Below are 24537 nucleotides of genomic sequence, written 5' to 3'. Positions count from 1 at the left end.
GATCTTGACCGACATCATCGGCACGCCCGGCGACGATATGCTCGGCGGCTCCCCCGGCAACGACGTCTATCGCGGGCTGGAGGGCGACGACGTCATCACCGGCGGCGGTGGCAGTGATACCTTCTATGGCGGGGACGGCAACGACATCATCACCGGCGGCACCGGCAATGACCGCTTTGACGGCGGGGCCGGTGACGACACCCTTTACGGCATCGGCGGCAGCGACATCTTCGATGGCGGGTCCGGCGCCGACCTGATCATCGCCGGGGACGGGAATGACCGGATCGATGGCGGCGATGGTGCCGACGACATTCGCGGCAATGGCGGTGATGACCTGATCACCGGCGGCGCCGGTGCCGATCTCATCGACGGCGGCGCAGGATACGACATCGCCAGCTATGCCGGGAACACCACCGGCATCACGGTCGATCTGGTCGCCGGCACTGCTTCCGATGGCGACCAGTTTACCGGAATCGAAGGCCTGATCGGCGGCAGCGGCGATGATCACCTGATCGGTAATGCCGGTGGCAACATCCTGGACGGCGGTGCCGGCGCCGACCTCGTCGATGGCGGCGCCGGCTATGACACGGTCAGCTTCGCCAGCCACACCACTGCCGTCACGGTCGATCTCGGCCTCGGCACCACCAGCGACGGCGACACCCTGATCTCGATCGAAGCCGCCACCGGCGGCGCGGGCGACGATCATCTGATCGGCGATGCCGGCAGCAATGTGCTGGATGGTGGCGCAGGTGCCGATCTGATCGATGGCGGAGGCGGCAACGACTATGTCAGCTTCGCCTATCGTCTGAGTCCGGTCAGCGCCAGCCTGTCGACCGGCACCAGTTCGGATGGCGACAGCTTCATCTCGATCGAGAATCTGATCGGCGGCTGGGCCGATGATCAGTTGACCGGTGACGACACCGCCAATCACCTCTCAGGCGGCGCCGGCGACGATCTTCTGGCCGGCCTCGGCGGGGCCGATGTGCTGGATGGCGGCGACGGCTTCGACACGGTGATCTATCTGAGTGCCTCTGCCGGCATGACCGTAAACCTTGCTGCCGGCAACGACAGCGATGGGGATCAGCTGATCTCGATCGAGGCCGTCATCGGCTCCCGTTTCAACGACGTGCTGATCGCCGGCCATGATGGCGCAACCCTGAGCGGCAGCAATGGCGATGACGTTCTGATCGGCGGTGACGGCAATGACGTCCTGCGCGGCGGCGCCGGTGCCGACACGATGACCGGAGGCGCCGGTGCCGACCACTTCGTCTACGGCTTCATCTCCGACAGCGGCACCGCTGGCGGCACCCGGGACCGGATCTCCGATTTCAGCCGCAGCGACGGCGATCTCATCGACATGTCGGCGATCGATGCCGACGCCGGTACGGCCGGGCATCAGCCACTCACTTTTCTCGGCACGGGGGTCTTCACCCATACGGCGGGTGAGATGCGGGTCGTGGGGCTGGGCAGCGGCGTCTCGATCATCGCCGTCGATCTGGATGGCGATGCGAACAGCGATCTGGTCATCGATATCGACGCCGATGTCACCGATCTGACCGCGGCGGCCTTCCTGCTCTGACCACCAGACAGCCTCACAAGACAACGGCGGCGGAGGTCACCCTCCGCCGCCGTTGTCTTTTCGTCTCCGACGTCGAGCCGGGTTCAGAAGCGCAACGTCGCAAAGGCCCGCACCGCACGGCCCGGCGCCAGGACCTCGTCCTTCTTGAACGACACCGCGTTGCGGATGTCCTCGTCCAGCAGATTGGTGCCCTTCACGCCGAAGGTGACGAAGGTCGGTACGCCACCGCTGGTGAAGGCGGTGGTCCAGGTGATCTCGGCATCGACAAGGTCATAGCCGTCGGTTTCGGTCTCGTTGAGCCCGGTGCGGGTCTGGTCGAAGGCGTGCAGCACGCCCACCCGCGCCCACCAGGCGTCATCCGCCCACCAGATGCCGGCACCCAGCCGCTCGGGCGGCAGGCGCGGCACGTTCTCACCACCGCTGAACTCGGCACGCACACTGTCGAAGCGACCGTCCAGGCCCAGCATGCCGCCGGCCAGCGGTGCCACATCCAGCTGGCCCTTCAGCTCGGCGCCATAGAATACGGCGTCGCGCTGGTCATAGGCCACCTGATCGAACTCGCCATCCGTGCCGCCGCAGGAGGCGAAATCCTCGTCGCAGGTCACCCCCGTCAGACGCTTGTAGATGAAGCCGTCGAAGCGGGTGTAGAAGGCCGAGGCATCGAAGCGGAGGCCGCCGGTGGCCCGGCCGATGCCGATCTCGAAGGTGGTCGCGCGTTCCTTGTCGAGGTTCGGATCGCCGATCTCGAAAGTGCCCGAGGCGTGGTGCGAGCCCTTGGAGAACAGTTCGGTCGCGGTTGGCGCCCGTTCCACATACTGCGCGGTCGCCCGCGCGACGATGCCGCCGCCCAGCTCCTGCAGCGCGCCCAGGCTGGCGCTGCCGGCCAGGAAGTCGAGATTGTGGTCGCGCAAGGCCGGATCATCGGCGCCGGGCAGCAGATCGGCCGGGAAATCGGCGCCGGTCCCCTTGACCCGCACCTGTTCCAGACGGCCGGCGGCCTGAAGCCTGAGCCCGCCGCCCAGCTGCAATTCTTCGAACACGAAGCCCGCCACCGCCGTGGTCTCGGCCGGCAGCAGCAGTTCCTCCGCCTCGCCGGTGGTGGAGAGCTTCTGGTGGTTGAGCTGCAGGCCGAAGGCACCGTTCAAGGCGCCGAGGCCGGTATCGATCTGCACATGCTCGGCTTCGATCCGGGCTTCCTGCTCGCGGCTGGCATAGCTGCCATGGACGCCCAGCCCTTCGGCCTCGTCATGATCATGATCATGGTCATCGTCATGATCGTGGTCATGGTCGTGATCGTGATCATGGTCGTCGCCATGCTCGTGCTCATGCGGCAGGGCGATCTCGTCATGGTCATAGCGCGACAGGCCGATCTGGCCGCGCACGGCCTTCAGGAAACCACTGTCCGGCCGGTATTCACCCAGCGCCCGCCACTTGATCTGCTCCATGTCGATCCGGGTTTGCAGCTCGGCCTCTTCGCCGCCCGGGATCTCGTAGACGCTGCCATAGCGGGTCAGCGAGGTGCCGATATGGCCCTGGTCGAAGAACACCGTGGCCCCGATCGACTGGCCGTCGGCTTCCACCCCGCTATTGGGCTGGGCGCCGTCGGGGGTGTCGTAATCGTTGGATTTACGCGCGAAGGCATCGGCATGCAGCGCCACCGATCCGCTGCGGGTCGTCACCGACGCCCCGCCATCGACCCCGCCGCCGATCGATCCGGCGCCGGCCTGAACGCGGCCGCGCGTGATGCCGGGGGCGATGTCGACCGGGATGCGGTCGTTCGACACATCGACCACGCCGCCGATCGCCGTCGATCCCCAACGCAGCGTGCCGGGCCCGCGGATCACCTCCACCCGCTCGGCCGACATCGGATCGATCGGCACGCCGTGGTCTTCACCCAGCGCCGAGACGTCATGGGCGCCGATGCCGTTCTCCTGGATCCGTACCCGCTCGTTGTCCAGGCCGCGGATCACCGGCCGGCTGGCACCGGGGGCGAAGCTGCTGGAGGTGAGGCCCGGCTCGCCGTCCAGCACATCGCCCAGCGTCTGGCCGCGGGACAGGTCCAGCTGGTCGCGATCGACGATGGTGGTGGCGATGAAGCCGCCGGTGGTCACCGGCGACAGCCCCGGCAGGCCGTCATCGGGCGTGCCCTCGCGGGAAATCGGGCTGGCCGCCCCCACCACCAGGTTCGGCAGAACCGTGGCCTCTTCGGCCCCGGCCGCGGCGACCGCACCGAAGAGCGATCCCAGGGCGGTGGTGCAGAGCAGCACCGTCCGGCGCGCGGTTTCGATCATGACAACCCCGTTTGACGTTCTTAAGAATGTTATAACATATCTTTTTCTACGAAGGCGCGCCCCTGAATGCAAGCCCCATCTATCCCATCTCCCCGCGGCCTGCTCTGTTCCGCCGCCGCTGGCAGGATGGCGGCGCCGGAGCGGCAGGGCTGCCGCCCGCCCCGCACCACGCAGCCCATCTTTGATTTACAGATACTTAACTTCATCTACTGCAGTCACTACGGATACTTTATAATCCTCTTCAACGACAGCCGATGACAGGCCATGACCAGGATTGCACGCATCACTCTTCCCGCCCTGCCCATCATGGCACTGGCTTTGCTGATGCTGGCGCTGCTCGGCCTCGCTGCCTGCGCGCCGCATCATCACGATCGCGGCGGCCCCGGTGAGGCCCCCCGCCAGGAGCAGGATTGCCGCCAGGGGCCGTGCCGGGACCAGAATCAGCAGCAGCCGGGTAGAGGTTCGTCAGGGGGTGGGCAACAGGGTCTTGCCCCACGCTGATGTTTCGGGCGGCCGCATGTTGTGCCGACTGAAACGGCGGGTCGCCCGCCGTCAAGCTGGCTGATGCCTCACACCTCCGGTACCGCCTCGTCCAGCCGGGCGCGGATCCGCGCGGCCAGGGCCTGCACCTCCGCCAGCCTTGCGGCATAAGCGGCGGCGGCGGCGGCGATGTCGGCGCCGCAATGCGGGCAGTCGGTCTCGTGCGGCCAGACATATTCATGGCAGGACCGGCAGAGATCCAGATGCGGCGGAATGCGGCCCCGGGCGCCGGCGGCGCGGGCGGGATCGTCGTCGCCTTCGGGCGCGATATGCACCGGCCGGCTGTCGGTGGCGGAAATGGCCGGCAGGCGATCCTGCGGCAGGGCCGCCAGCTCCTCGGGCGGGATCGCCTCTTCGATCAGCGCGAATTCGCCGACCGCGAAGCTTTCGGGCCCGGCCTCGCGGATCTTCACCACCCGTTCGCGGCGGCCCTTTTTCGCCAGATCGCGCACCCGGTAATGGCAATAGGGGTTGTTGCCCCGCCGGCCCAGCAGCGAATCCGAGGTCCAGGTGCAGCCCGCACGGCAGACATCGGCGTAATAGCAGCTGCGGCAATAGCCCCAGAGATCCTTCTCCACCGACCGGGTGCGGCCGAAGGCCATCGCCTCCTGGTTCCGCCAGATGTCGGCGAGCGCGAGATCGCGGATATTGCCGGCGGCATAGCCTTGCGTCGCCAGTGACGGGCAGCCCTTGATGGTGCCGTCGGCCTCGATGCCGATCACGTTCTGGCCGGCGGCGCAGCCGGTCCAGTGCACCGCCTCGTTCCCGAAGCCGCGCCAGAGCGATTCATAGGGGCCGAAATAGCCGATATTGTTGCCGACCACCATGGTCAGCCCGCGCCTTGCCCCCTCGCGATACAGCCGGGCCAGAAGCGGCATCAGTTCGATCAGCCGATAGGGCTGCAGCAGGATGTCGGGGTTGTCGACCGCATTGCCCATGGCGACGGTCATCTGGATCTGCCAATGGGTGGCGCCGGCCGCGATGATCCGGTCCATCAGTTCGGGCAGATCCTCCATGGTCTCGGCGCCGATCTGGGTGTTGACCGAAATGCTGAGCCCGGCCGCCTTCGCGCGGGTCAGCGCCGACATCGCCTGATCGAAGGATCCGGGCACCCCGCGCAGCCGGTCGTGCAATGGCGCCAGCCCGTCGATCGATACGCCGATGCCGTTGATGCCGGCGGCGATCGCCGCCTCCAGCCGCGTGTCGGTCAGGTTGCGGCCGCCGGTCTGGATCAGGCAGAGGATGCCATGGGCGCGCACGCGGGCCAGGATCTCCAGCCAGTCGCGACGCAGATAGGCCTCGCCGCCGATCAGCGTCACCTCACGCGTGCCCAGCCGGGCCATCTGGTCGACCAGATCCAGGCATTCGGCGGTGGAAAGCTCGCCCTTGCGGACATGGCCGGCGCGCGATCCGCAATGCTGGCACTTCAGATTGCAGGCCAGCGTGATCTCCCACACCACATGGACGGGAACCAGATCGACGATGTCGTCCAGGCTGCGGGCGCGGGGGATGGCGCGCTCCGCCGGGGTCTGACCATCGGGCATGCAGGCACCTCCGACACTCCGGGGCAAACGGCAATCTGATGCAAGTCGGTTCCCCGGCCGGTCGGCGGGGTGCATGCCGGCCAGGGAACCACCGGGACCAAGAACGACCGGGACCGGGAACCACCGGGACCGATCCGGGGCCTCAGCCCCGCTTCAGCCCGGCATGGGCGGCACGGGCCGCCGCCAGCGCGACACGGATATCGCCCTGCTGGCGGTTCTGCGTCTCGGCCGCGGCCAGCGTCGCCTTCAACACCCCCAGATCGCCGCTGACGATCGCAGCGCGCACACTGGGCCCATAAAGCGCACTCACCATTGCGGTGGCGCCGTCGGACGTCTTGTCGACCATGGCGTTTCTCCCAGCCGCGACGTTCAGCGTTCCAGCTTCGCGATCTCGGTCTTCAGCTGTTCGATCAGCGACGGCAGGTCGCCATACTTGTCCAGATAGGCTTCGGCCTGGCAGATCAGGCTGTCCAGCTCATCCACATCGTTGCGGGCCACCGCGGCATGCAGGGTGGCCGCATAAAGGGGGATCGGATGGGGCTGCGGCGGCGCGGCATAAAGCGGGCGGATGACGGAATCACTCATCTCCGGTCTCCTCGACTGGGTCGCGATCAGGTGATGGATCGCGCGGCAAGATCAGTTCTTAGGGCTGATCACTTCTTGGGTTTGCGGGCGGTCGCCAGATGAGCGCGGGCGGCCGAAACCGCCGAGCGGACATCCCCGTCCCGGGCATAGAGTTCCTGGGCAAGCGACAGCGCCACCTTCAGCGCATCGACATTGCCACTGGCCATCGCCGTGCGGATGGCGACGCCATAGGGCGTAATGGGGGTAAATTCGGTCACGGTAACCTCCCTGCCGGTTGACGCAGGTCAGGCCGGGGCGTCCAGGGTCCCTGCCGGCCCGTCCTGGCGCAGACACCCGCCCCAGACGCCCCGCAGATCACGCCTCTGCCACCATGCGTATGAATATGTACGCACAGAAACGCGCTTAAGGCGAGTCGATTCCGATGCAAAACGCGGAGGTTGTGCCGACCGGCCAGCGATGCCGGACAAGCCGCAACCATCGGGCATGACAAAGCCCATAGCCGGGGGCGTGGCCCCCGGCCGTGGGGTCGGTTCAGGTTCTGGAGGTCGGTTCAGGCGGCCCTGTGGGGCGCGACCCAGATGTTATAAAAGGAAGACGGCCAGAAGCCGTTTCAATCCACGCACCCCCGCGGGGTGCGACCTACCCCTCTTCAATACCCTGATTCGGCGCCAAAAAAGCCGGTTTGCGCGAACCTCGCGGCAGACCATGCCGACGCGTGTGTGTCATGTCACTGCAAAATGCATACGCTTGATAAATATGGGGAATCCCCGCTGCGAACCTCCCGGGGTTTTCACGTGTGCTTGGGGTTCGCGCAAAAGCCTGCGGGGGATCAGTCTGCCGGAAAGGCGGGGCGGCGTCATCTTTGATGGCGGCCGGGGCTGTCGGCGCTTGACGGGCGGGTGGATAAGTAGGTAGATCGGTCTACCTATTTATCGAGGCTGATGCCCATGCCCCCTGCCGCCACACCCCCTGCCGCCACGGATGACAAGACCGGCCGCCCCGCCGATGGCGCCCTTCCCGCGCGCGACCGCCTCCTGAGAGCGGCGGCGGCGCTGTTCTATGATCATGGGATCGCCGGCACCGGCATCGACGCCATCGTGGCCCGGGCCGGGGTGGCGAAGAAGAGCCTTTACAACAACTTCGCCTCCAAGGCCGATCTGGTGAACCAGTATCTGGAGGCGCGCCATGCCGAATGGCTGGGGCTTTACGCCCGGCGGGCCGCAGTGGCGCAAACGCCGCTGGATCATGTGCTTGCGGTTTTCGATGCCTATCGCGACCACGCCGAATTCGCCTATGAGCACGGCTTTCGCGGCTGCGGCCTGCTGAATGCCGCGGCCGAGCTTGCCGCCGACGATATCGGCCGCCAGGCGGTGCGGCGGCACAAGGAAGAAATCGAGGCCCTGCTGGCCGCCCCGCTGGTCGGGCTGGCCGGCGGCGACGGCGCGCGGGCGGCGCGGCTGGCGAAGCGGCTGGCCTTTCTGCTGGAAGGCGCCATGGCCCGCGCCGGGCTGGAGGGCCAAAGCACGCTGATGATCGAGGCCCGCAGCATGGCGGAAGAGATGGTGAGGGACATGATGGCCGATGGCGGGGCGGTTCTGAAGTGAATAACGCATCACGCGACCAGGGGTTGGGTAGTCTGGCGGTGCTGTTTGCCGCCCTCGTCTGGGGCACCACCGGCACGGCCGCGACCTTCGCGCCCGAGGTCGGCGCCGCCGCGATCGGGGCCGCGGCCATGGGGCTGGGCGGGCTGCTTCAGGCCCTGCGTGCCGGGCGCGGCATCCTGCGCGCCCGGCACGATCTTGCCCGCAACCGGGTGCTGCTGATCCTGGGCGGGGTGGCGGTCGCGGTCTATCCGCTCGCCTTCTATGCCTCCATGCGGCTGGCCGGCGTCACCATCGGCACGGTGGTCACCATCGGCTCCGCCCCGCTGCTCTCGGCGCTGATCGAGCGGATCTTCGACCGCACCCGCCTGTCGCCCCGCTGGCTGGCCGGGGCGCTGACCGGTGTCGCCGGCATCCTGCTGCTCTGCCTGGCGGAAGGAGGGGCCGGGGTCGGGGTGACCGAGGTGGGGGCCTCTGACACCGGAGATGCCGTGCTCGCCGGCATCGGGCTCGGCCTGGTCGGCGGCTTCACCTATGCGCTCTATTCCTGGACCGCACGGGGGCTGATGCTGCGCGGTATCCGGTCCTCCGTCGCCATGGGGGCCACCTTCGGCATCGGCGGGCTGCTGCTGATGCCGGTGCTGGCCCTGACGGGCGCGCCCTTCCTCACGTCCTGGGGCAATGCCGCGGTCGGGATCTATATGGCGCTGGTGCCGATGTTTCTGGGCTATGTCTGCTTCGGCCTGGGTCTGGCGCGCATCCCCGCCAGCCTGGCCACCACCATCTCGCTGATCGAACCGGTGGTCGCCGCCATTCTGGCGATCCTGGTGGTGGGCGAAAGACTGCCGCCGGCCGGCTGGGCGGGGGTGGCACTGGTGATCGCCTGCCTCGCCATCGTCACCCTGCCCGCCCGGCGGCGGCCGTTCAGACCAGCACCGCCGGCAGCCACATCGTCAGGGCCAGAACTGCCGTAAGCGCCGGCAGCCGGCGCGGCGCGTAGCTCAGCCCCAGCACCAGCCCGCCGCCGGAGAGGCCAAGCACGCCCCAGAGCGCGGCAAGCCCGATCGACCAGCCCCAGCCGGCGATCGAGGCAGCGGTGGCGAGCCCGAGCAGGCCCCAGCCGGCAAGGGTCGCGATCCGCCGCCGCAGGACCGAGGGCCTGCCGCCCAGAACCTGATCGTGGTGGCGGTCCATGGCCAGTGCCAGCCCCAGAAACCCCGCCCAGGCCAGCACGCAGGCGGGCCAGGTGAATGCAGCCGCGCTCATGCCCGCTCTCCCGCCGCCATGGCGGTTCTGCGGCGGGCGGCGGGCCTGCCAGCCGCCGCCGGCCGCGACAGCCGCCGCGCGGCATGGGCCAGCCCCGCCGCTGTTGCCAGCGACACCAGCGCAAAGCCGATCACCCGCGCATCTCCGGCCAGAAGCCCCGGCATCCCGGCCAGCGGCAGAACCGCCAGCAGCAGCGCCGAAACCCCCAGCTGTTCCACCCAGCCGCGGCGGACCGGGCGCGCCAGGGCGTGCAGCGCGGTTGCCGCCCAGACCAGGAAGAAGATCCTGATCTCCCATTCCGCCCGACCCGCCAGATCGGCCGGCAGCAGGCGGTTGGCCCAGAAATAGCCGGCGGTGGCAAGACAGAGCCCGGCGATGCCGGCCACATTCAGGCGCTCGACGATCCGGAAGCCGATGGAGGGGCCGCCATTGCGGGCATGCTGTGCAGCGCGTTTCACCACCCAGAGCACCAGCCCTGACGCGACCATGATCGTGCCGGCGACACCTGCCACGAAGAACAGCCAGCGCAGCCAGGGCTCGGCAAAGCGGGCCCGGTGCAGCACATTGATGACGGTGTTGATCTCCGCCACCGTGCTCATCCCCGCCGAACCGTCCACCGCCCGGATCAGCCGGCCGTCGGCGGCATCCAGGATCAGCCGGTCGCCGGTGCGGCCGGCGGTCGGCAGGCTGGCGGCATGCAGCGGCCGCAACTCGATCTCCGCCCCCGGCCGGCCGGGTCGGGTGATGGTGACACTGCCGACCTTCCCGCCCCAGCGCGCTTCGGCAGCCTGGATCAGCGGCGCCAGCGGCACGACGGGTGCTGCGGCAGAGGCCGGCGCCACGGCGTGCGCCAGCGGCCGCTCCCCGCCCCGCTCACCACCACTGCGCGGGCCGTCGAACAGGAAGGGCATCAGCGTGCCGGCCAGCAGCACCAGGCCGCTATAGGTGATCATCACATGAAAAGGCAGGGCCAGTACCGCGGTCGCGTTATGGGCATCCAGCCACGACCGCTGCCCGGCCTTGTCGGGGCGGAAGGTGAAGATGTCCTTGAAGATCCGGCGATGGGTGATGATGCCGCTGATGATCGCCACGAACATGAACATGGTGGCGATGCCCACGATCCAGCGCGCGGTGTCGCGCGGCACGGCATACAGCTCGAAATGGAAGCGGTAGAGGAAGTTGCCGCCCGCCGTTTCCCGCGGGTGCAGTTCGGCACCGGTCGCGGGGTCGAGTTCGGCGCGGCGGAACCCCGCCCGCCCCGCCGGCGCGCCATCCGGCCGCCAGGCAGCGCCCAACACGGGCGAACGTTCGTCGGGCAGGGTCAGCATCCACATCCCGGCACCGGCGGCATTGCTCCGCAGCCAGTCCAGCCCCACATCCGCCGCCGTCGCTCCCCCGGCCTCGGCCCGGACCCCGTGCAGTTCGGGCTGCATCCAGTGGGTGACCTCGTCGCGAAAGAAAGCGATCGTGCCGGTCAGGAAGATGGCGAAAAGCAGCCAGCCCATCAGCAGCCCGGCCCATTCATGCAGCCACGCCATGGACTGTCGGAACCCGGCCTTCATGGCAGCCTCCAGGCCAGAAGCAGTGCCACGCCCAAGGGGCAGAGCCAGGCCCAGGCCCGGGCGGCGCTCGCCGCCGCGAACACCCAGATCACCACCCCGCCATGAACCAGAAAGCCCAGCATCATCGCCGCCTGGGCGGCGTCGCGCGCGGGGCCCGGCAGATGGCGCGCGGCCACCAGCGCCGTCATCGCCCCCAGCGCATAGCCGAGCGGCCCCGCCGCCAGGACCCGCAGGATCACACCCAGCCCATGGGGCAGACGCTCCCCGGACCGTGCCTCGACCTGCGTCGTCATCGCAGCCCCTCCCCGCCCCGGCGGCCGCCCTGCCGCCCGTGCCGATCCGTCATGCCCGTCTCCAGTCTTCAGTGTTCTTGCCCGGCCGGCGGGCGGGTTCAGAAACTCGCCCGCAGCCCCAGCCAGAAACGGCGGCCGTCCTCGACATACCAGTACTTGCCCTCCTCGGGCTCGTGCACCTGGTCGGTGACGTTGTAGACCGCGGCGTTCATCGACAGGTTGGGATGGATCTTCCAGGTGCCGCCCAGATCGAAGGTGGTGGTCGATCCGATGCCGTCGCTGGCGGTGTTGCCCTGGCCGAAGGAAATCCGGCTCTCGCGGCTGCGATAGGATCCCGTTACGAAGGTCGAGACATCCTCGGTCACCAGCCAGTCCAGCGTCAGGCTCAGCGTGTGGTCGGGCACGCCGACCAGTTTCTCGCCGTCCAGGCTTTCAAGGCTGTAGTTGTAAAAGGTGGCACCCTTGGTGTTCATCTCGGAATCGATGAAGGTGTAATTGCCGCGCAGCCCGAAGGCTTCGGTGATCTGCCAGCGGCCGGCCAGTTCCAGGCCGCGCATGGTCGCCTCGCCGATGTTGAAATAGCCGCTATAGGGCGTGCCCGATCCGTCGGGGCTGTAGATGATCTCGCCGTTCTCGTCGCGCAGGATGGCCGAGCCGGTATTGGCGATCTTGTTCTTGTAGTCGGTGTTGAACAGCGTCGCGTTGACCGAGAAGTCGCTGCCTTCGTAATAGAGGCCGATTTCGGTGTTCACGCTCTCTTCGGGCTGAAGATCCGGGTTACCCCAGGTGACGGTGCCGCCGCGCTGCGGGTTGCCGATATCCGGGTTGATCTGCACCAGAGCGGGCGATTTGAAGCCCTTGGCGATGCCGCCCTTCAGCGTCCAGTCGGGCGCCATCCGCCAGACCGCATAGGCACGCGGGGTCCAGTGGTCGCCGAAATACTCGTTGTCGTCGACGCGCAGGCCGCCGGTCAGGCTCAGGCTGTCGGTCACCCGCCATTCATTCTCGACGAAGGCCGAACGCTCCCAGACGGAGGTGGTGGTGCGGTCACCATCGGTGCGTCCGCGATAGCCGCCGGAGGAAAGTTCGGACTCCTTCCATTGCAGGCCGATGGTCGGCACATGCTCCTCGAATTCCGTCACCACCAGCTTCGCATCGGCCACGATATTGGTGGCTTCGGGCCGCCAGGTCTCGGTCGGGCCCTCGCGACGGGCGACCTCGCGATACACCGCCACCTCGCTGCGCCCGAACGACCAGTTGCCGCCATGAGAGATCGACATATGGTCGCGGGTGTATTCGGTCTCGCGGTCCTGGCCGCTCTTGTCCAGACGGTTGCGGAATTCCTGGGTGGTGCGACCGCCTTCCAGCTGGATTTCATGGATGTCGTCGGGGGTCAGGGTCAGCCGGGCCGTGCCGTTGCGGCGCAGCGAGCGGCCATGGCCGCTGGCGATGTCGTCCTCGTCGCGCCGCTTCTCATACCCCCAGACCTGCAGCCCCAGCCGGTCTTCGACCAGCGGTCCCGACAGGTAAACATCGCCCTGCCACTCATCGCCGTACTTGCTATGGCCCTGGGCGGTGTAGTCGGCGCCGACGGCCCCCGACCAGTCGCGGCCGACCTTGCGGGTGATGACGTTGATCACGCCGCCCATCGCTTCCGAGCCGTAAAGCGTCGACATCGGCCCGCGCACCACCTCGATGCGCTCGATCGCCTCCAGCGGCGGGATCCAGTTCTGCGCCAGCCCCTCGGCATTGGCGCCCTTGGGATTGGCGGCGCTGGTCTCCTGGCGCTTGCCGTCGACCAGGATCAGCACATGGCCGGCCTCCATGCCGCGGATCGAGATCGAACCCTTGTCGCCGCCCACAACATTGACGCCTTCGACATGGCGCACGGCATCCGACAGCGATCGGAAGGGCCGCTTCTCCAGCTCCTCGCGCGGGATCACGGTGACGCTGGCCGGCGCATCGACCAGCTTCTGTTCATAGCCGGCCGCCGTGGTGGTCACCAGCATGTCTGGCAGCACCACCGACCCCGCCCGTGTGCGCACCGGATCGATGGTGACGGTGCGGCCGTCGACGAAACGGTGGCCGTAGCCCGTGCCCGCCAGCAACCGGCGCAGCGCCTCGTCCACCTGATGCGGCCCGCGAAGCCCGTCCGACGGAATGCTCGCCGCCTCGGGTGCCGAGAACAGCAGCACCAGCCCGGCCTGATCGGCCAGTGCCGTCAGCGCGCCATCCAGCATCTGCGGCGGAATGTCGAAGGTGACCAGCCCGGCCTCTGCGGTTGCCGCCGCCTGCGCTCTGGCCGGCGTTGCCAGCCCTGCCGGCGCCAGCGCAATCACTACCGCACCGGCCGCCGCCAGCCCGATCCCCGCCTTGCGCCCGCCGATCCGGGCACCCTGCCCCGCCATCCGTTCCGTCATACCGATACTCCGTGGACGTGCCGTCTTGTTGGTCGCTGCCGATCCATCAAGCGATTGCGGATCATTCGCAGCTCTTCTATGACCAGGACGACGGGACGGAGGGGAACCGACAATGGGATGCGTGATTTTTTTCGGGACGGGGCATTCAGGGAACGACCGGCGCCCGCCGGGCCGGCACGGGTCAGGCAGCCGCCGTCACCACGACCACACCCCCCACCCGCCGCACGCGCACCGGCAGCACGGTTGCGATTGCCCGCAGCGTCCCTTCCGGATCATCCAGGTCGAAGACGCCGGTGACGGGAAGGGTGCGGGCGGTGTCGCCCAGGACCAGCAGGCGCAGCGCACCGTCGCGGTCCAGGCGGGCGGCCACCTCGGACAGGGGCTGGCCGGTCACGATCAGCCGGCCGCGGGCCCAGGCGGTGAGGCTTGCGGCGTCGACCGGCTCTGCGGTCATGTCGGGGCCGGTGGTGGCGGCCTGGCCGGCGGTGAGGGGCATCGGCACGTGGCCGTCGGCGGGGCCCGCCTCGACGCGCCCCTCGACCACCACCACCCGGGCCGCCCTGCCCGCACAGGCAACCGAGAACAGCGTGCCCATGGCCTCTGCACGGCCGGTGCCGGCCGTCACGATGAAGGGGCGTGTGGTGTCGGCGGCCACCTGGAACAGCGCCTCGCCGGCCAGCAGCTCGATGCGGCGGCCGGCCGCCGAAACATCGACGCGGATTGCCGAGCAGCCGGCGAGCGTCACGCGGCTGCCGTCGGCGAGGGTGATCGCCCGGCGCTCGCCGCGGGATGTCGTCTCGCCGCCATCGAGCGCGGCGATCACCCGGCCGCCGACCCCGGGCCCGGCGGCGACCAGGGCGCCTGCGCCTGCGGCTGCAACCACGCCGGCCGCAGCGGCGCCGGTCAGCAGGCGGCGGCGCGACAGGGCCCGGGGGTGCCGCAGGGTCGGGGCCGGTGGCGGGCGGAGCGGCACGACCCGCTCGGCCCCGAAGGCCCGCTCCGCCCCGAAGATCTGTGCGGTCGGCGTCTGCCCGATCTCGTCGAGCAGGGCTTCGGCCTCGACCGCGGCCGCCTCATGCGCGGGTGATGCCGCGCGCCAGAGAGCGAAGTCCTCCGGATCGGCCGCCCCCAGGCGCACACGCACCAGCCAGTCGATGGCGATATCCGAGACATCGCCACCCTCGGGCGGGGATGGGGGAGAGGATGGCAAGGACGCGACCATCAGGCGCCGCCCTGCCGGCCATGCCCGACGAGCGGCAGAGCCCCCTCGTCGATCCGGCGCTGCCAGTCGCGGCAATGTTTCAGGGCCTGGGCCACGTATTTGATCACCATGCTTTCCGACACCCCCAGCCGCCGCGCGATCTCGGCCTGGGTCAACCCCTCGACACGATGCAGCAGCAGCGCCCGGCGCGGATTATCAGGCAGCGCCTGCAGGGCGGCGTCAAGCACCCGCAGCCGTTCGCGCGCCGCAACCGCGCGGTCCGGCAGGGGCCGCTCGCAGGCCACCACCATGCCTTCGATCTCGTCGCCCTGCTCGCGCCGCAAGCGAAGGTCACGGCGCTGACCGTCGATCGCCAGGTTGATGGCGATCCGGCGCATCCAGGCCGGCGGATCCTCGACCACCCGCCCCTCTTCCTCGGCGGCGCGGACCCGGAAGTACAGATCCTGGATCAGATCGGCCGCACGTTCGGGGTCGCCGCAGCGCCGTTGCAGAAAGCGCAGCAGATCGCCGTAGTGCATCTGGAAGCTCTCGACCAGCCCGGGCAGGTCTGCGGATTTCGTCGGGGCCATGGCCGGCAGCCGTCTGCGGATCAGCGAAAAGGGACGGCAGGCTATCGATTTTGCAACTCATTATCAATATCACTGAAACGCCGCAACCGAGACAGCCGCTGCATCGGCATGATCCGCAACCTTGTGGTTGCACGCCCCCGCCCCTATCCTTCCGTTGGCGACCGGCATCACAGGAAGGACAACCGGCGGATGACCAAGCCCGACAGTTTGCCCACCCATCCGCCGCGACTGAGCCATCCCCCGAAACCGCGCCTCGCCCTGTCCGTCGGCGTCACCGGCCACAGGCCGAACCGGCTGCCGGCATCCGGCGTCCACCGGATCAGCGCAGAGGTCGCAGACGTGCTCCGCCAGATACAGGTCGCCATCGCCGATGTGCAGAAAAGGCATGCGGCTGTCTGGAGCACGGATGATCCGCGGCTGTCGGTCGTCTCCAGCCTGGCCGAAGGCGCCGACCGCATCGTGGCCGAAGCCGGGTTGGCGGCGGGTTTCGAGCTGGAGGCACCCCTGCCCTTCGCGGCGGAGACCTATGCAGAGGATTTCGCCGACGCAGCATCCCGCCAGGCGTTCAGCGCCCTCCTCACCCGTGCCGCCCGCGTGGTGGAGCTGCCCGGACAGCGGGCTGCGGCGGACCAGGCCTATGAGCGCGCCGGACTGGCCATGCTCGACCATGCGGCCCTGCTGATCGCCATCTGGGATGGCGGCCCCGCAGCCGGCCGCGGCGGCACCCCCGACATGCTGGAAGCCGCCGCCCGCCGCGGCATCCCGGTGGTGGTGATCGCAGCGGCCGACGACACCACACCGCCGACGATCCGCTGGCGCGATCTGGACCGGCATCCGCGCACGGATCTTTCCTTTCACGACCTGCCGCCGCAGCCGATCGGGCAGCTGGGCAGGGTGATCGAGCAGCTGACCGCTCCGCCCGTCCATGGTGACGAGGTCGCACATCTGGCCGACTATCTGAGAGAGGGGCGCAGGCATATCCAGTTCCGGCAGGCCTGGCTGTGGCTCCAGGCCATGGCCTTCATGCGCCGGCCGCGCTGGCGGGATTTCTACGCCACGAGCCCCGAAACGGCAGCGGACGACGAAGCGGCGGCCCATGCCGGCGCACCGCCCGACCTTACCGCGGCCTATGGCTGGGCCGATGCACTCGCCAATTATTACGCCCAGATCTTCCGCAGCGCGGTGGTGGTGAACTTCCTCTGCGCGGCCCTGGCGGTGTTCGTCGTTGCCCTGTCGATCCTGGTCGGCAAGAGCTTCGGGGTAAAATCGATCGGCAAGCCGGTCTTCGTCGGCATCGAAATCCTGCTGCTGCTCTGGGTGGTGCTCAACACCATCCAGGGCCGGCGGCGGGCCTGGCATCGCCGTTGGCTCGAGGCCCGCGAGGTGGCGGAGCGGCTGCGCGTGGCGCTGCCCATGCACGGCCTGGCGGCCCGCCCGACCGTGCAGCAGGGCCGGATTGGCATCTGGACCGCCTGGTATGAACGGGCCCTGCTGCGGGCTGCCGGCCTGCCCGTCCTGCGGCCTGCCGACGACCACGGCATCCGGGCCCGGACCGCCCTGCACAGTATGCTCGACGGTCAGTGCCGGTACCACGGCTCCACCCACAAGCGCATGCACCAGCTGGAACACCGCCTCGAGACCTTCGGTGAGCTGCTTTTCGTCCTGACGCTGATTGTCGCAACCGTCTACATGGCGGTCGAATTGTCGGTCGGACCGATCCGCGACTCGTGGCAATTCCTCGTCACAGCCCTGACTGCCGGCCTGCCGGTGCTGGCCACGGCCGCCTATGGCATTCGCGTCATCGGGGATTTCGAAGGCAGCGCCCGCCGTTCGAAACGCATGGCCGCCGACATCACCGCCCTGATCGCCGCCATGGAGGCCGACGATGCGGCCGGCACCGACGGCCTTGCCGCCGCACAGGAACGGGCGCGGCAGGCCGCCGACATCATGCTGGGCGATGTGGCAAGCTGGCGTGTCGCCGCCGAAGGCCGGACCCTCGCCATCCCGGGATGACGAGATCCGGGTTCAGCCGCCCGCCAGCGCCCCAAGACAGATCCGCTCCAGCCGCCCGGCCCAGTCCCCCACCTCCGTCTCGGTCGGCTCCACCAGCAGCACATAGCGGCGGGTGCCGAGCACGGTGAGGAAGGCGGCGCGGATGGCCGCGGCGTCGATGCCCTGGGGCCGGCCGGGGGTCGCCTCCAGGATCCGCAGCCAGGCGGCGGACAATTCCTCATAGGCGCGGCGATGATGTTTCTCTTCGGCGATCGCGTGCTCGACCATCAGCATGTCGTGGTCGAAACAGGGCGCGGCACCGTCCCGGCCGCAGGTCATCCGCACCAGCCGCACGATCCGCGGCCCCCAGGGCAGATCCGGTTCCGCGGCGGCATCGGCCTCCAGCCGCCGGATCAGATCGTCGATGCAGTGGCGGACATAGCCGGAAAGCAGCGCCGCCCGGTTCGGGAAATAGTCGTAGAGCGTGCCGACCGCAAAACCGGTCTCGGCGGCAATCGCTTTCATCGTCACCGCATCCGGCCCGTCGCGCAGCCAGATCCGAACCAGACCGTCATAGATCGCCTGAACGGTGAAGCGCGCACGGGCCTGAACCGGCCGTTTCAGCGGCCTTGCGACCGGCGGTGTCAGCGGCGTGGCAGGCATGGCAAATCCGAACCCCCGGAGCCCGGCAAAGGGCTAGGCTGATGGCAGACAAAGGGAGGATACACCCATGACCGACAGCCCTGCCATCACCCGGCTGCTGACACCGAAGGCCGATCTCGGCGCGGCCCTGATCGAGACCATACCCGCCCCGGCCGCCGCGCCGGGCAGCATACGGCTCCGGCTCGACCGCTTCGCGCTCACCACCAACAACATCACCTACGCCGCCTTCGGCGAGGCGATGCGCTATTGGGATTTCTTTCCGACCGGCCGGCCTGATCACGGCCATATGCCGGTCTGGGGCTTTGCCGAGGTCGAAGCGTCCGATGTCGACGGCATCGCGCCGGGCGAGCGCTTCTACGGCTATTTCCCGATCGCCACCCGGATCGTCATGCAGCCCGGCCGGGTGACGGAGCGCGGCTTCTATGACCAGGCGGAGCATCGCCTGCCCCTGGTTTCGGCCTATAACCAGTATACCCGCTGCACGGCCGATCCGGTCTGGTCGCCGGCCCTGGAAAACGCCCAGATGCTGATCCGGCCGCTGTTCATCACCTCTTTCGTGCTGGCGGATTATCTGGCCGACAATGGCTGGTTCGGCGCGGCGCGGCTGGTGATCTCGTCCGCCTCGGCCAAAACCGCCTATGGGGCCGCCTTCTGCCTGGCGGGCCTTGCCGATCGCCCCGAGCTGATCGGCCTCACCAGCCGGGCCAATCGCGGTTTCACCGAAGCGCTCGGCCTCTACGACCGGGTGGTGACCTATGACGAGCTGGACGGCATCGCCGCCGACCGCCCGACCACCTATGTCGATTTCTCGGGCGACGACGGGCTACGTGCGCGCGTCCATGGCCATTTCGGCCCGGGCCTGGTCCATGACTGTCTGGTCGGCTCGGCGGCCAACACCGCGCCGCTCGACCGGACGCTCGCGGCCGGTGCCGCCCTGCCCGGCCCGGCGCCGGTGATGTTCTTCGCGCCGGTGCAGATCCGCAAACGCAATGCCGACTGGGGCGGGGCCGAATTCACCCGCCGCTTCAACCTGGACCAGACCCGGTTCATGACTGCCGCCACCACCGGCGGCGATCCCTGGATCCGGATCGAGGAAGCCCGCGGGCTGGGGGCCGCCGCCCGGATCATCCGCGCGCTTCATGACGGCAGCGCAGATCCCCGGGCCGGCCATGTCGTGCTTCCGGCAGCCGGGTCGGAGCCCGTATAGTCATCCCGCAAAAAAATCACAAACATGCCGGAGGAACTCCCCCCATGCAGCTGAAGGACAAGGTCGTCGTCGTCACCGGTGGTGGCGCGGGCATCGGCCGCGCGCTCTGCCGCCGCTTCACCGACGAGGGCGCCAAGGCGGTGATTGCCGTCGACCTGAACGAGGCCGGCGCGGCCGAAACCGTCGCCCAGGGCGCCGCCACTGCGTCTTACAGGGCCGATGTCTCGAAATTCGAGGACATTCTGGCGGTGGTCGACGATGTCGAAGCGAAGTTCGGCCCGATCGACCTCTTCTGCTCCAATGCCGGCATCGCGATCGGCGATCCGGATTTCGACGACGTCGCCTCCGCCACCGAAGCCGACTGGCAGCGCAGCTGGGGCGTGAACGTCATGGCCCATATTCATGCGGCAAAGGCGCTGCTGCCACGGATGAAGGCGCGCGGCGCCGGCTATTTCCTGAACACCGTCTCGGCCGCCGGGCTGTTGTCGCAGATCGGCAGCACCACCTATTCCACCACCAAACATGCCGCGATCGGCTTCGCCGAATCGCTCGCCATCGCCCATAAGGACGACGGCATCAAGGTGTCTGTGCTCTGCCCGCAGGGCGTGGATACCGCCATGCTGCGCTCCATGGACGGCAATCCCGCTTCGCTCGACGGCGTGCTGACGCCGGAAGACGTGGCCGGCATCGTGGTCAAGGCGCTCGACGACGAGCGCTTCCTGATCCTGCCGCACGAGGTGGTGCTCACCTACATGCGCAACAAGACCAACGACTACGACCGCTGGATCGGCGGCATGGTCAAGCTGCGTCGCCGGATCAAGGACGCCCGCCCGGCGTAAGCCGTCAGCTCCCCCACCGCTTCCAGTGGGGGCGCAACGCCTCGACCAGGGTGGTATAGACGCCATAGCGGCGGTCGTGGATCTCCGCGGCCGCCGCATCCGGTTCATGGGCGCGGTCCACCACCACCATGCGTGCCGCGGCGGCGGCGAAATCCGGGAAGATGCCGGCGCCGACACCTGCCACCATGGCGGCCCCCAGCGCGCCGGTCTCCTGGCAGCGGGTGACGGTGACCGGCAGGTTCAGCACATCGGCGAAGATCTGCGACCAGACCCGGCTGCGCGCGCCCCCGCCCGAAAGCACGGCGTCTTCGACCGAGATGCCACGATGGCGCAGATTGTCGACATGGGCGCGATGGCCGAAGGCGACACCTTCGAACAGGGAGAACATCAGATCCGCCCGCTGATGCCAGCCGGCCAGACCGAAGAATCCCGCCCGCGCCGCGGCATCGTCGCCGGCCCCGAACAGGAAGGGATGGAAGATCGGCAGATCGGCCGAGGGTTTGACCGTGCCGGCCAGCCGGTTGACCATGTCATAGGGCCGCTCGGCGGCATCGGCCTCGGGCGCCACCCATTCGCGCATGAACCATTCCAGATTGGCGGCAGAGGTCGCCGAGGCCTCCACCTCCATGAAGCGGGTGCCTTCATAGACCGAGGTGATGAAGGGCGGGTTGTCGCGGATCGGCTCGTCCACGATCACCTGATTGATGCTCCAGGTGCCGGCGACCAGAGAGGCAGCACCGGTGCGGACGACGCCTGATCCGAGCGCGCTCGCGATCACGTCGAACAGCCCGCCGACCACCGGCGTGCCGGCGGCAAGCCCGGCATCGGCCGCCGCCCGCGCCGTCACCCGGCCGGTCACCGCGCTCGACCGGTGCACCGGCGGCAGGATGCCGCCGCAGCCCTCCAGCCCATAGGCGGCGAGCAGCTCGTCGTCATAGCGCCCCTCGGGCAGTTTCAGGCAGGCGGCACCGCTCATATCGGTCTCGTCGCTCGCCACCTCTCCCGTCAGCCGGAAGGCGATGTAATCCTTGCAGGTAAACGCGGTGCCGATCCGGGCGAAGGTTTCCGGGTCGGTTTCGCGGATATGCGACAGCAGGGTCGGCAGCTGCGCCGCCCAGGGCCGTTGCAGTGCCAGACGACAGATCCGGTCGGTGGTGCCGTCGCGGTTCCAGCGCTCGACCAGCCCGCCCGCGCGGACATCGATCGACTGAATGCCCATCAGCGGCTGCCGGTCGCGGTCGAGCGCATACAGCCCGTTGCCATGGCCGGCGCAGCCGATCGCCGCAATCTCGGCCGGATCGATCCCGGCCCGGGCGATGCAGCCGCGGATCGCCGCGGCCGCACAGGCCCAGAGTTCGTCCAGGTCGCGTTCGACATGGCCCGGGCGCGGATGGCGGGTCGACCCGCCCTTCTCGGCGACGGCAAGCTCGACACCGTCGATCGAGAACAGCACCGCCTTCACCATGGTGTTTCCGGCATCGAGGCCCAGAAGATAGGCCATGTCTTTTCCTCCCTGACGTCTTCTTACGGGTGGCGCTGCCTCGGGGGGCAGCGCCCGCCCCCGCCTCAGGCGGCAACGGCCTTATACGCCGCGAAGGCCTCTTCCGCGGTGGCGTCGTCATGGATCAGCGTCATCAGCGCCCGGGTCACCCCCGTCGGGTTGTCGTGCTGATAGACGTTGCGGCCATAGACCAGCCCCTTCGCCCCCTGCTTCAGCAGCGCTTCCGACTTCTTCAGCACCGTCAGCAGATCCTCCTTGCCGCCGCCGCGGACCAGCACCGGGCACCGGGCGGTTTCGACCACACGATGGAAGTCTTCCGGGTTGGTAGTCGGATCGGCCTTGATCACATCAGCGCCCAACTCGCGGGCGAAGCGGACCAGGGCGACGATCTTCTCGGCATCGCCATCCACCATATAGCCGCCGGCCTCGGAATGGGGCGCCATCACCAGCGGCTCGATCATCAGCGGCATGCGATAGCGATCGCAGGCGGCGCGGACCTTCGCGATGTTCTCCACGCACTGGCGGAACAGGTCGTGTTCGCCCGGCAGCATCAGCAGGTTGATCACCACGCAGGCCGCATCCAGCTGCACCGCCGGCAGCACCGGATCATCGGCCTGCTGCAGGGTCGACCACATGTGGGTGTGCTTGTGGCGGTTGTAGACATTCGCTGCATCGACCCGCATCACCAGGGCCGGCTTCGCCGAGGTCGGCACCGATTGCAACAGGTCGGCCTGACCGAAATTGGTCTGGATCGCATCGGGTGCGGCCGCGATCAGCCTGTCGAACACGGCCTTGGCATCCTCCAGCCCCGACAGCATGGTCGGCTCGTTGAAGATGCCGTGGTCGATGGCGACGTCGAGGCAGCGGCCATTGCGGAACAGGCGGTTGAGGCGGAACTTGTCGGACATCGATGGTCGGCCCTTTCTTCAAGCCAGGTGTTCAGAGGCAGGTTCGCGCCGGGCTCAGCCTGCGGCCCGGGTCGTCTCGTTGCGCGCGCGGAGCATGTCTTCGGTGACATCGTGCAGCGCGGCCAGCCGCTCCAGCGTCCGGGCCCGTTCATCGGCGGCCCGTTCCGCCGTCCAGCCGCGCTCTTCACTCAGCAGCGCCAGCAGCTCGTCGAGCAGATCGGCCGACAGCTCGCCCGAGATGGCGAGCGAGGTGCGCCGGCAGATCAGGTCTTCCAGCGCCTCGACATGCTCGGCCCGGATCAGATGGCGGATCTCGGCGGTGCCATAGCCCGGATCGGCGGCGAGCGGCCGGTCGCCCGCGGCCACGAAATCATCCGCCAGCCGGCGCGCGGCAGAGCCGTAACGTTCGGCCAGCGCCCGTGCCCGATGGGCACCGATGCCCGTCGCGGCCGCCAGATCGGCGATCCAGCGCTCCCGCGCCGGCCCGGCCGGCGGGAAATCGCGGCCGCCGCCGATCGCGAGCCTGTCGGTCGACACCCGCCGCCGCCCGCCCAGCCGTTCCAGCGCCTGGTCGGCGGCGATCTCGCCGAAGCCGCGGAAGGTGGTCCATTTGCCGCCGATCATGCACATCACCGGGAAGGGCAGCCCGGCCTCTTCCGGCACGAAACGGCAATGGTGATCGCGCGGGATCTGCCCGGTGGTCGCCGCTGCGGCATTGGTCAGCGGCCGCACGCCCGAGAAGGTGTAGAGGATCTGGTCGGGCGTGATCTCGATATCCGGGAAGACGAAGCGCAGCGATTGCAGCATGTAGGCCCGCTCGTCGGTCTCGCAATGCACACCCTCCGGCGTGTCGACCTTGATGTCGGTGGACCCGATCAGGACATTGCCGAAATAGGGGAACAGGATGCAGACCCGGCCTTCCTGGTTCTCGTAATAGATCATCTGGTCGCCCAGCGCCTTCAGCAACCGCGGGTTGCGCACGATCAGATGCGATCCCTTGGTGCCGCCGATCATCCGCGGCAGCGCGCCGGCACCGGGGGCGTCCACCAGGTTGGCCACCCGCCGGTTGGTCAGGTCGATCCAGGCGCCGGTGGCGTTCACCACAAGCTTCGGCCGCAGGCGGAATTCCCGGCCGCCGATGCGGTCGCGCAGCAGCAGGGCGTCGCCATCGGTGCCCTCGGCGGCCAGATAGTTCACCGCCACCGCATCGGGGCAGGTCGCTTCCAGATCACGGATCATCTCCAGCCCCAGCCGTTCGGGATGGGTGATCCAGGCATCGTAATAGGTGGCGCTGCACTTGACCTTCGGATTGAGGTCGGGCCAGTCGCGTGCGGTGCGCGCCTTGCCGGCAAAGCGATGGGTCGGCACCATCCGGCTCTTGCGGGTGAAGATGTCGTAGAAGGTGAGCCCCAGCTTCAGCACCGCCGCCCCGCGCCGGCTGGGCTTGCGGCTCAACCCCACGAAGCGCAGCGGCGCATTGCCGATCCCTGAGAGGTATTCGAACACCGGCACGGTGGTGGCCAGCGGCGCCACGAAATGCGGCGCGTTGCGCAGCAGCAGGTCCCGCTCGCGCAATGCCTCACGCACCAGATCGAACTCGCCGTTCTCCATGTAGCGCAGGCCGCCATGGATCATGCGCGACAGGGCACCGCTGGCGCCGGCGCAGTAATCCTGCGCCTCTGCCAGCACCACTCGCAACCCCTGCAGGGCCAGTTCACGATAGACGCTGATCCCGTTGATGCCGCCGCCGATCACGACGACGTCAGGATCGGGCGCCTTGGCCAGGACATCCAGCCGATGTCCGCGTGTGCGGGTGGTCATGACGGGCAGGCCTCCGGAAAACTGCGGTGACGCGAAAGACGGGACGGGAAAGCGAGGGGTGCGGGCCGGCGGCGCGGAGACAAAGCCTCCCCTCGCGCATCGCAAGGCTGCGATGCGGCGGGCGTCGTCGGCGG

21 protein-coding genes are annotated in these 24537 nt (G+C 68.6%); 6 read left to right on the top strand and 15 right to left on the bottom strand.

Annotated features, from left to right (window positions below; translation table 11 throughout):
- The first annotated feature begins 4 nt into the window (after positions 1-4).
- Positions 5-1579 (top strand): calcium-binding protein, encoded by a 1575-nt coding sequence (locus TMO_RS32550; protein WP_014744831.1) that lies wholly within the window; start codon positions 5-7, stop codon positions 1577-1579.
- Between the two features lie 83 nt (positions 1580-1662).
- Here TMO_RS32550 and TMO_RS06605 read toward each other — a convergent pair whose 3' ends face one another.
- The 5 genes from TMO_RS06605 to TMO_RS06585 all read right to left on the bottom strand — a co-directional run bounded on the left by TMO_RS06605 (position 1663) and on the right by TMO_RS06585 (position 6796).
- Positions 1663-3870 (bottom strand): TonB-dependent receptor, encoded by a 2208-nt coding sequence (locus TMO_RS06605; protein WP_014744830.1) that lies wholly within the window; start codon positions 3868-3870, stop codon positions 1663-1665.
- A 569-nt stretch (positions 3871-4439) separates the two neighbouring features.
- Complete coding sequence (locus tag TMO_RS06600) at positions 4440-5954, bottom strand: GDL motif peptide-associated radical SAM/SPASM maturase (protein ID WP_014744829.1); 1515 nt, start codon at positions 5952-5954, stop codon at positions 4440-4442.
- A 142-nt stretch (positions 5955-6096) separates the two neighbouring features.
- Positions 6097-6300 carry a DUF1843 domain-containing protein gene (locus TMO_RS06595; protein WP_014744828.1) on the bottom strand — a complete coding sequence of 68 codons (204 nt, stop codon included), beginning with the start codon at positions 6298-6300 and terminating at the stop codon, positions 6097-6099.
- Between the two features lie 23 nt (positions 6301-6323).
- Positions 6324-6539, bottom strand: a complete 216-nt coding sequence (locus tag TMO_RS06590) for a DUF1843 domain-containing protein (protein ID WP_014744827.1) — start codon at positions 6537-6539, stop codon at positions 6324-6326.
- 68 nt (positions 6540-6607) lie between these two features.
- The gene (locus tag TMO_RS06585; RefSeq protein WP_014744826.1) at positions 6608-6796 is read right to left on the bottom strand and encodes a DUF1843 domain-containing protein; all 189 of its coding nucleotides are present in this window, start codon (positions 6794-6796) and stop codon (positions 6608-6610) included.
- Between the two features lie 690 nt (positions 6797-7486).
- Between TMO_RS06585 and TMO_RS06580 the strand changes: the two genes are divergently transcribed.
- Both TMO_RS06580 and TMO_RS06575 read left to right on the top strand, forming a co-directional pair.
- Positions 7487-8143, top strand: coding sequence for a TetR/AcrR family transcriptional regulator (locus TMO_RS06580; RefSeq protein WP_014744825.1), 657 nt, complete (start codon positions 7487-7489; stop codon positions 8141-8143).
- Complete coding sequence (locus tag TMO_RS06575; RefSeq protein WP_041604863.1) at positions 8140-9114, top strand: DMT family transporter; 975 nt, start codon at positions 8140-8142, stop codon at positions 9112-9114. The genes TMO_RS06580 and TMO_RS06575 overlap by 4 nt, the downstream gene beginning before the upstream one ends.
- Here the strand turns inward: TMO_RS06575 and TMO_RS06570 are convergent.
- The 6 genes from TMO_RS06570 to TMO_RS06545 form a co-directional block, all read right to left on the bottom strand.
- Positions 9065-9406: a DUF3325 domain-containing protein gene (locus TMO_RS06570; protein ID WP_014744823.1), complete on the bottom strand. Its 342-nt coding sequence runs from the start codon at positions 9404-9406 to the stop codon at positions 9065-9067. The two genes, TMO_RS06575 and TMO_RS06570, sit on opposite strands and share 50 nt — an antisense overlap.
- A complete protein-coding gene (locus TMO_RS06565) occupies positions 9403-10968 on the bottom strand; it encodes a PepSY-associated TM helix domain-containing protein (protein WP_014744822.1) in 1566 nt (521 codons plus the stop codon). Before TMO_RS06565 ends, TMO_RS06570 begins: the two co-directional genes overlap by 4 nt.
- Entirely contained in the window at positions 10965-11261 is a 297-nt protein-coding gene (locus TMO_RS06560; protein ID WP_014744821.1) for a hypothetical protein, read from the bottom strand. The genes TMO_RS06565 and TMO_RS06560 overlap by 4 nt, the downstream gene beginning before the upstream one ends.
- Before the next feature lie 98 nt (positions 11262-11359).
- Positions 11360-13681: a TonB-dependent receptor domain-containing protein gene (locus TMO_RS06555; RefSeq protein ID WP_014744820.1), complete on the bottom strand. Its 2322-nt coding sequence runs from the start codon at positions 13679-13681 to the stop codon at positions 11360-11362.
- Positions 13682-13862: 181 nt separating this feature from the next.
- Positions 13863-14891 carry a FecR family protein gene (locus TMO_RS06550; RefSeq protein WP_228382271.1) on the bottom strand — a complete coding sequence of 343 codons (1029 nt, stop codon included), beginning with the start codon at positions 14889-14891 and terminating at the stop codon, positions 13863-13865.
- An 11-nt stretch (positions 14892-14902) separates the two neighbouring features.
- Positions 14903-15472, bottom strand: coding sequence for an RNA polymerase sigma factor (locus TMO_RS06545; protein WP_014744818.1), 570 nt, complete (start codon positions 15470-15472; stop codon positions 14903-14905).
- Positions 15473-15661: 189 nt separating this feature from the next.
- On the opposite strand from TMO_RS06545, the gene TMO_RS29170 reads away from it, so the two are divergent.
- Entirely contained in the window at positions 15662-17485 is a 1824-nt protein-coding gene (locus TMO_RS29170) for a hypothetical protein (protein ID WP_051045316.1), read from the top strand.
- 12 nt (positions 17486-17497) lie between these two features.
- Here TMO_RS29170 and TMO_RS06535 read toward each other — a convergent pair whose 3' ends face one another.
- Positions 17498-18127 (bottom strand): TetR/AcrR family transcriptional regulator, encoded by a 630-nt coding sequence (locus tag TMO_RS06535; RefSeq protein ID WP_014744816.1) that lies wholly within the window; start codon positions 18125-18127, stop codon positions 17498-17500.
- Positions 18128-18194: 67 nt separating this feature from the next.
- On the opposite strand from TMO_RS06535, the gene TMO_RS06530 reads away from it, so the two are divergent.
- Positions 18195-19334: a DUF2855 family protein gene (locus TMO_RS06530; protein WP_014744815.1), complete on the top strand. Its 1140-nt coding sequence runs from the start codon at positions 18195-18197 to the stop codon at positions 19332-19334.
- 44 nt (positions 19335-19378) lie between these two features.
- A complete protein-coding gene (locus TMO_RS06525; protein WP_014744814.1) occupies positions 19379-20173 on the top strand; it encodes an SDR family oxidoreductase in 795 nt (264 codons plus the stop codon).
- Between the two features lie 4 nt (positions 20174-20177).
- Here the strand turns inward: TMO_RS06525 and TMO_RS06520 are convergent, their stop codons facing one another.
- The 3 genes from TMO_RS06520 to TMO_RS06510 form a co-directional block, all read right to left on the bottom strand.
- The gene (locus tag TMO_RS06520; RefSeq protein WP_014744813.1) at positions 20178-21674 is read right to left on the bottom strand and encodes an FGGY-family carbohydrate kinase; all 1497 of its coding nucleotides are present in this window, start codon (positions 21672-21674) and stop codon (positions 20178-20180) included.
- A 65-nt stretch (positions 21675-21739) separates the two neighbouring features.
- Positions 21740-22582, bottom strand: a complete 843-nt coding sequence (locus TMO_RS06515) for a class I fructose-bisphosphate aldolase (RefSeq protein ID WP_014744812.1) — start codon at positions 22580-22582, stop codon at positions 21740-21742.
- Between the two features lie 54 nt (positions 22583-22636).
- Positions 22637-24403 (bottom strand): glycerol-3-phosphate dehydrogenase/oxidase, encoded by a 1767-nt coding sequence (locus TMO_RS06510; protein WP_014744811.1) that lies wholly within the window; start codon positions 24401-24403, stop codon positions 22637-22639.
- Positions 24404-24537: the final 134 nt, after the last annotated feature.

Source organism: Tistrella mobilis KA081020-065 (assembly GCF_000264455.2).
GTDB classification, from domain to species: Bacteria; Pseudomonadota; Alphaproteobacteria; order Tistrellales; family Tistrellaceae; genus Tistrella; species Tistrella mobilis.
This window is presented reverse-complemented; position numbering and strand designations above follow the sequence as displayed.

Excerpts from the sequence above, each read along its gene's own strand:
- TMO_RS06545 (WP_014744818.1), bottom strand. The coding sequence starts at position 15,472 with ATGGCCCCGACGAAATCCGCAGACCTGCCCGGGCTGGTCGAGAGCTTC.
- TMO_RS06565 (WP_014744822.1), bottom strand. The coding sequence starts at position 10,968 with ATGAAGGCCGGGTTCCGACAGTCCATGGCGTGGCTGCATGAATGGGCC.
- TMO_RS29170 (WP_051045316.1), top strand. The coding sequence starts at position 15,662 with ATGACCAAGCCCGACAGTTTGCCCACCCATCCGCCGCGACTGAGCCAT.
- TMO_RS06535 (WP_014744816.1), bottom strand. The coding sequence starts at position 18,127 with ATGCCTGCCACGCCGCTGACACCGCCGGTCGCAAGGCCGCTGAAACGG.
- TMO_RS06605 (WP_014744830.1), bottom strand. The coding sequence starts at position 3,870 with ATGATCGAAACCGCGCGCCGGACGGTGCTGCTCTGCACCACCGCCCTG.
- TMO_RS06555 (WP_014744820.1), bottom strand. The coding sequence starts at position 13,681 with ATGACGGAACGGATGGCGGGGCAGGGTGCCCGGATCGGCGGGCGCAAG.
- TMO_RS06580 (WP_014744825.1), top strand. The coding sequence starts at position 7,487 with ATGCCCCCTGCCGCCACACCCCCTGCCGCCACGGATGACAAGACCGGC.
- TMO_RS06570 (WP_014744823.1), bottom strand. The coding sequence starts at position 9,406 with ATGAGCGCGGCTGCATTCACCTGGCCCGCCTGCGTGCTGGCCTGGGCG.
- TMO_RS06560 (WP_014744821.1), bottom strand. The coding sequence starts at position 11,261 with ATGACGACGCAGGTCGAGGCACGGTCCGGGGAGCGTCTGCCCCATGGG.
- TMO_RS06515 (WP_014744812.1), bottom strand. The coding sequence starts at position 22,582 with ATGTCCGACAAGTTCCGCCTCAACCGCCTGTTCCGCAATGGCCGCTGC.
- TMO_RS06590 (WP_014744827.1), bottom strand. The coding sequence starts at position 6,539 with ATGAGTGATTCCGTCATCCGCCCGCTTTATGCCGCGCCGCCGCAGCCC.
- TMO_RS06510 (WP_014744811.1), bottom strand. The coding sequence starts at position 24,403 with ATGACCACCCGCACACGCGGACATCGGCTGGATGTCCTGGCCAAGGCG.
- TMO_RS06520 (WP_014744813.1), bottom strand. The coding sequence starts at position 21,674 with ATGGCCTATCTTCTGGGCCTCGATGCCGGAAACACCATGGTGAAGGCG.
- TMO_RS06600 (WP_014744829.1), bottom strand. The coding sequence starts at position 5,954 with ATGCCCGATGGTCAGACCCCGGCGGAGCGCGCCATCCCCCGCGCCCGC.
- TMO_RS06525 (WP_014744814.1), top strand. The coding sequence starts at position 19,379 with ATGCAGCTGAAGGACAAGGTCGTCGTCGTCACCGGTGGTGGCGCGGGC.
- TMO_RS06530 (WP_014744815.1), top strand. The coding sequence starts at position 18,195 with ATGACCGACAGCCCTGCCATCACCCGGCTGCTGACACCGAAGGCCGAT.
- TMO_RS06595 (WP_014744828.1), bottom strand. The coding sequence starts at position 6,300 with ATGGTCGACAAGACGTCCGACGGCGCCACCGCAATGGTGAGTGCGCTT.